Source organism: Cryobacterium sp. 10I1, from assembly GCF_035019805.1.
Taxonomy (GTDB): domain Bacteria; phylum Actinomycetota; class Actinomycetes; order Actinomycetales; family Microbacteriaceae; genus Cryobacterium; species Cryobacterium glucosi.
In genome coordinates this window covers 1-6,501 of sequence record NZ_JASJVF010000186.1, presented here as the reverse complement: position 1 = coordinate 6,501, position 6,501 = coordinate 1, and the positions used below count along the sequence as shown (strand labels likewise).

The 6,501-nt window shown below is 67.7% G+C and carries 5 protein-coding genes; 1 reads left to right on the top strand and 4 read right to left on the bottom strand.

Features of this window, described 5'->3' with window-relative positions:
- Nucleotides 1-194: 194 nt before the first annotated feature.
- The 4 genes from QN345_RS14045 to QN345_RS14030 form a co-directional block, all read right to left on the bottom strand.
- Nucleotides 195-1,523, bottom strand: coding sequence for an ABC transporter substrate-binding protein (locus QN345_RS14045; RefSeq protein WP_198413369.1), 1,329 nt, complete (start codon nt 1,521-1,523; stop codon nt 195-197).
- A gap of 87 nt (nt 1,524-1,610) precedes the next feature.
- A complete protein-coding gene (locus QN345_RS14040) occupies nt 1,611-2,417 on the bottom strand; it encodes a carbohydrate ABC transporter permease (RefSeq protein WP_134446013.1) in 807 nt (268 codons plus the stop codon).
- A 110-nt stretch (nt 2,418-2,527) separates the two neighbouring features.
- A complete protein-coding gene (locus QN345_RS14035; protein WP_134445948.1) occupies nt 2,528-3,487 on the bottom strand; it encodes a carbohydrate ABC transporter permease in 960 nt (319 codons plus the stop codon).
- Entirely contained in the window at nt 3,484-5,520 is a 2,037-nt protein-coding gene (locus QN345_RS14030) for a beta-galactosidase (protein WP_322140924.1), read from the bottom strand. The genes QN345_RS14035 and QN345_RS14030 overlap by 4 nt, the downstream gene beginning before the upstream one ends.
- 167 nt (nt 5,521-5,687) lie before the next feature.
- On the opposite strand from QN345_RS14030, the gene QN345_RS14025 reads away from it, so the two are divergent.
- The coding region (locus tag QN345_RS14025; protein ID WP_323508770.1) for a LacI family DNA-binding transcriptional regulator at nt 5,688-6,501 on the top strand (814 nt) is incomplete at its 3' end.

Genomic DNA, 6,501 nt, shown 5'->3' with positions numbered 1-6,501 from the left:
CCGCGGGCGTCCAGCACAAGGCTGGTGCCCGCGGCACGGAGGTAATACAGGCCCGCCGGGGAGTCCGTCGACGGAGTGTGAGTCACGTGGATCGCTGCTAACTGCTCACACTGCGTGAACGGGTCGGTACGGATCGCTCCCGGGGAGCTGCTGGGGAGCTGCTGGGGAGCTGCTGGGGAGCTGCTGGGAGAGCCCTACTTGTTGACGGGAATCGACTGCGCCGTCATGGCCGCAATCGTAGCCGTCTGGCCGGTCTTGAGGGCGTCGATCAGGGTGCCCTTCTTGGTGACCGCGGCCTTGAACCCGTCGGAGACGTCGTTGTACGTCTGCGTCATGGTCGGACCCCAGACGAAGTCGGGCGAGACCTGCGAGGAGGCCTTCGAGAAGACGTCGTAGATGGCCTGGCCACCGTAGAAGTCGACTCCGGCCTTGAGCGCGGGCAGTTCCAGACCGGACTTGGCCGCCGGGTACAGGTTGGCGGACTTGTTCAGCAGGGTGAGCGCCTCATCGGAGGTGTTCAGCCAGAGCGCGAACTTCGCGGCCTCATAGGGGTGCTTCGATCCCTTGAAGACAGCGGTCGAGGAACCGCCCCAGTTACCGCTGGCCGTGTCGCCGGCGGCCCACTGCGGGGACTCGGCGACGGCCCACTTGCCGGCCGTGTCCGGTGCGCCGCTCGCGATGGAGTTGGCGCCCCAGGCGGCGGAGTTCCAGGTCCAGTCGCTGCCGGTGTTGTAGGCGTTGTTCCACTCGTCGGTCCACGGCGGGTTGGTCGAGACGAGGTCCCGGTCGATCAGGTCCTGCCAGTACGCGGCGACCTTCGCCGTCGTCGGGTCGGTCAGGTTCACGGTCCAGTTGGTGCCGTCGTTCTTGAACCAGGTGCCACCGGCCTGCCAGACGAGTCCGGCGAACTGGTTGATGTCGCTCTGGGAGAAGTTAGTGATGTAGCCGCCGGTCGCGCGGATCTTCTCTGCGGCGGCGGTGTACTCGGCCCACGTGGTCGGGATGGCGATGTTGTTGGCCTTGAACAGGTCGGCGCGGTAGAACATGGCCATGGGGCCGGCGTCCTGCGGGATCGCGTACACGGCATTGTCCTCGCCGAAGTTGACCTGTCCCCAGGTCCAGTCGACGAAGTCCTTCTTCGCGTCGAGCACGCCGGCACAGGCGGCGAGGTCGGTCAGGCCGTCCTGCACGCGGAAGTTTGGCAGCGCGTCATACTCGATCTGGCCGAGGTCGGGCGCGTTGCCGGCCTTGAGCTGATTGAAGAAGTTCTGGTAGGTGCCGCCGTTGCCGTTGGGTCCGGTCTGCACCTTCACCTGGATGTCGGGGTTCGCCTTGTTCCACACGGCGACGGCGTCCTCCATGCCGGGGACCCAGGTGGTGAAGGTCAGGTCGACCTTGCCGGTCGACGGTGCGCAGGCTGCGGCGGCGGTGCCGGAGCTTGTCGTCGAGGCGGAACAGCCGGTCAGCGCAACCGAAGCTGCGGCGAGCAAGGCAACGGCGACCGCTCTTTTCTTCATTCGCATGTGTCTTCTTCTTTTCTCTTGGGAAAGGAACCGTCCGGCATTCCGGGCGGGTGGTGCTGTGGGTGAAGCGGAGGTGAGGTGAGGGGGCTACTTGACCGAGCCGGCGCTGAGGCCGTTCCGCCAGAAGCGTTGGAGGAGCAGGAAGATGATGATCAGCGGGATGATCGACAGCAGCGCGCCGATCAGCACGTAGTCGCGCAGCACGGGGATCTGGTTCACCTGCGAGTTCCAGCCGTAGAGCCCGAGCGTGACCGGGAACAAGGTCTCGTCGCGCAGCATGATCAACGGCAGGAAGAAGTTGTTCCAGATCGCGACGAACTGGAAGAGGAACACGGTGACGAGGGCGGGCACCATCATCCGCACCGAGACGGTGAAGAAGGTGCGCACCTCGCCGGCACCGTCGAGGCGGGCCGCCTCGATCAGTTCGTCCGGCACGCTCGCCGAGGCGTAGATGCGGGCGAGGTAGACCCCGAACGGGCTGACCAGGCTCGGCAGGAACACCGACCAGAACGTGTTGGTGAGGCTGATCTGGCTGAAGATCAGGAACAGCGGCAGCGCGAGCGCGGTTGCGGGCACGAGCACCCCGCCGAGCACGACGTTGAAGATCAGTTCGCGCCCGGGGAACCGGTACTTGGCGAGGGCGTACCCGCACATGCCGGCGATGATCGTTCCGACCAGGGCACCGAGCCCGGCGTACAGCGCGCTGTTGAGCATCCACTTGAGGTAGACGCCGTCGCGGTAGCTGACCAGGGCGCCGATGTTCTGGAACAGGGAGAAGTCCGCGAACCAGAGCGGGTTCGTGCCGGTGAACTGGGCGCGATCCTTCGTGGCGGCGACGAGCAGCCACCAGACCGGCACCAGGAAGTAGAGCGTGAAGACTCCCATCACGATCATGGCGCTGGCCCGGGCGAACGGGTTCTCCCGCTGGGCACGTGGGGCCGAACCGGGGGTCGAGCGGATGCGACGGGCCGGCCGCACCGGGCCGGGGGTGGGGGTCAGGGTGCTCACTGGGCTTCCTTCCGCTGCGTGAACTTGAGGAATGTGAACGAGAGCACGAAGGTGGCGAGGGCCAGCACCACCGAGAACGCGGCGGCGAGGTTGACGTTGGGGATCGACGACGTCGTGTACACGGTGAGGTTCGGCGTGAACGTGCTCGTCACGGCGGAGCTGAAGCTCCGGAACACCTGCGGCTCGGCGAGGAGTTGCAGGGTTCCGATGATGGAGAAGATCGCGGTGAGCACGATCGCGGGCATGATCAACGGGATCTTCACCGACCAGGCGATCCGCAGCTGCCCGGCGCCGTCGAGACGGGCGGCCTCGTAGAGCTCGGTCGGGATGGCCAGGAGCGCCGAGTAGATGATGAGCATGTTGTAGCCGACGTAGACCCAGGTGACGACGTTCGCGATGGCCCAGAGCACGAGGTCCGCCGAGAGAAAGTTGATGTTCTGGGTGACCGCGCTGAACGGCGACAGGTTCGGTGAATAGAGGTAGCCCCACATGATCGCGGCGATGACGCCCGGTACCGCGTATGGCACGAAGAACGCGAGGCGGAAGAACTTCTTGCCGCGCACGAGCGGGGAGTCGAGCAGCAGCGCGAACAGCAGCGCGAGCCCGAGCATGATCGGCACCTGCACGGCGCCGAAGGCGAGCACCCGGCCGACGGACTGCCAGAACGGGCCGTTCTGGAAGACCAGGACGTACTGGCTGAGTCCGCCGAAGACCTCGGTCGCCGCGCCGAAGGTGCCCTCGCGCTTGATCACGAGCAGGGATTCGTAGATCGCGTACCCGATCGGCACGAGGTAGAACAGGGAGAACAGGGCGCCGAAGGGGAGCACGAAGATCAGGATCGCGCGCTTGTGCTGCACCCGCGGCTTCGCCGGGCGGGGGCCGGGCCGGCCGGCGAGCCGGCGGGCCGTGCGGGTGTCGCCCGGGACATCCGTGAATCGGGCGGTGGAAGCACTCATGCTGCCGTGTCCTCTCTGATGACGCGCACGGCGCCGGCCGGTACGCGCACAATGCGGTCGACGGCGGCGTCGGTGACGAGTTCGTGCCCGCTGGCGGCGATCTCGATCTCGGCGTGGCCGTGGTTGATGACGAAAAGGTAGCTGTGCGTCGCATCGGCGCGACGCACGACCTCGATGGTGCCGTCCGATTCCGGGCCGAGGGCGGTGACCCGCGCAGCCTGGGCGACCGTGCGCATCACCTCGCGCAGGGCGTCGGGTTCGAGTGCGGTGGCGAGATACCAGGCGGTGCCCCGGCCGAAGCCGTTGCGGGTGATCGCCGGGACGCCGGGCAGGGGGCCGTCGCGGTAGCTCGCAACGGCGGTCGCGCCGTCGAGGCGCAGTCGCTCGGTCCAGAGGCCGGCAGTCGCCCCGGAGTCCAGGCTCAGCGTCCGGCCGGGGAGCAGCGGGGAGAACTCCTCGACACGGATGCCGAGCATCTCGCGGAACGCGCCGGGATAGCCGCCCGGGCGGACCCGGTCGTCCTCGTCGACGATGCCGCTGAAGAAGGTGACGAGCGCGTGCCCACCGTTCGCGACATAGTCGGCGAGACCGGCGGCATCCGCGTCGGTGACGAGGTAGAGGGTGGGCACGACGACGAGGCGGTAGCCGCTCAGGTCGGCGTCCGGGGCGATCACGTCGACCGTGATGCCGAGACGGTGCAGCGCGGTGTATGCGGCGTGCATCTGGCCGAGGTACTCGACCGACTGTGACGGCCGGGATTCGCCGTCCCCGGCCCACCAGGCCTCCCAGCTGAAGACGATCGCGGCATCGGCGATGACGCGGGTGCCTGCGATGTCGCCGAGCCGGTCCAGGATGGCGCCGAGGTCGACGACCTCGCGCCAGAGCTCGGTGTCTGTGCCGGCGTGGGGAACCAGCGCGGAGTGGAACTTCTCCGAGCCCTGCAGCGAGGCCCGCCACTGGAAGAAGCAGACCGCGTCCGCGCCGCGGGCGACGTGGGTGAGGGAGTTGCGGGTCAGTTCGCCCGGCGCCTTCGCGAGGTTGTGCGGCTGCCAGTTCACGGCACCGGTCGCCTGCTCCATCAGCAGCCACGGGGCCCCGCCGGCGAGCCCACGGGTGAGGTCCGCTGCGAAGGAGAGCTCGGTGACGGGGTCGCCGAGGCGGTGGTCGAGGTAGTGGTCGTTGGCGACCACGTCGACCTCGGGCGCCCACTGCCAGTAGTCGAGGTTGCGGATGTGGGCGGTGACCATGAAGTTGGTGGTGACCGGCACCGCACTGTGGCGGCGGATGACGTCGCGTTCGCTGCGGTAGTAGTCGAGCAGCTCGTCGGAGCTGAACCGGTGGAAGTCGAGCACCTGGCCGGGGTTGCGGCTCGAGAGGGTGAGTCGCGGGGTGAGGATCTCGGACCAGTCGCCGTAGTGCTGGCTCCAGAACGAGGTTCCCCAGGCGGCGTTGAGCGCGGCGATGGTGCCGTAGCGCGCCTGGAGCCAGCGCCGGAAGGCCAGCGTGCTGTCTTCGTCGTAGCAGAGCGCGTTGTGGCAGCCGAGTTCGTTGGACACGTGCCAGAGCGCGATCGCGGGGTGCCGGCCGTAGCGCTCGGCGACCTTCTCGACGAGGGCGAGGGCGTGCTCGCGGAACACCGGCGAGCTCGGGCACCAGGCCTGGCGACCACCGGGGTAGCGGATGCTGCCGTCCTCGGTCTCCGGGAGGATCTCCGGGTGCAGCGTGGTCAGCCACGGCGGCGGCGAGGAGGTGCCGGTGCCGAGGTTGACCCGGATGCCGTTCGCGTGCAGGAGCTCGATGATCGTGTCGAGGTTGGCGAAGTCGTACTCCCCCGGCCTCGGCTCGATGTGTGACCAGCCGAAGATGTTGATCGCGACGAGGTCGACGCCGGCCGCGCGCATCAGCCGCATGTCCTCGGCCCAGGTCTCCGGGCCCCACTGCTCGGGGTTGTAGTCACACCCGTATGCGATGCCGTCGTGGGCGAACGGGACCGCGGATGCCGCCTCGTTCTGGACTGCTGCTCGCGCGTTCATCGGCTCCCTGACGTCGTTGGCACCGGCATCCGCCGGATGATCTGTGAACGTGCACAGACCGGGTGGAAAAAAAGACCCTGCGGCCGATCTGTGAACGTACACAGAGTAAGTACGGATCGCGATCCGTGTCAAGGACCATTTCGCGAAACGGGCGATACAGTTATCGAATGGTGACCAATCCGGGGCGGCGCAAACGTGCCACGATCCACGATGTCGCCCTCGAGGCCGGGGTCTCCCGCGGCACGGTGAGCCGGGTCGTGAACGACGAACCCTACGTGTCCGCCGAGGCGCGGATCGCGATCGAGGCCGCCATCGAGAAGGTCGGCTACGTGCCGAACACAGCGGCCCGCAACCTCGTCATGCAGCGCTCGCAGGCGATCGGTTTCATCGTGCACGAACCGCACTCGCTCTTTCTGGAAGACCCCAACATCGGTGAGATCCTGCTCGGGGCCAACGCCGCGTTGTCCCTTGCCGACTTCCAGATGGTCTGCCTCATCATCGACTCCGAGCGGGACACCGACCGGGTCGCCCGGTACCTGAGCGGCGGCTTCGTCGACGGGGTCATCGTCGTGTCGGCCCGCAAGAATGACCCGATCACGCGCATTATCGAGAAACTGGGACTGCCGTCGACGTTTGTCGGGCATCCGCCGGACCTGCGGCAATTGCCGTTCGTCGGCATCGACAACCGGAGCTCCGCACGTGCGATCACGGAGCGCCTGCTGGCCACCGGCCGCACGCGCGTGGGCATGATCGCCTCCGCCCTCGACCGCGACTCGGGAGCCGACCGGCTGGCCGGGTTCACGGATGCCCTCGGTCCCCTGTTCGACCCGGCCCTCGTGGCCCGGGTGCCGTTCTATGCGTATGCCGATGGTGTCGCGGGCATGCGCGCGCTGCTCGCCGCCGAGCCCGGACTCGATGGGGTGTTCGCGGCATCCGATGCCGTTGCTGCGGGCGCGCTCGAGGCGCTGCGCGAGGCCGGGC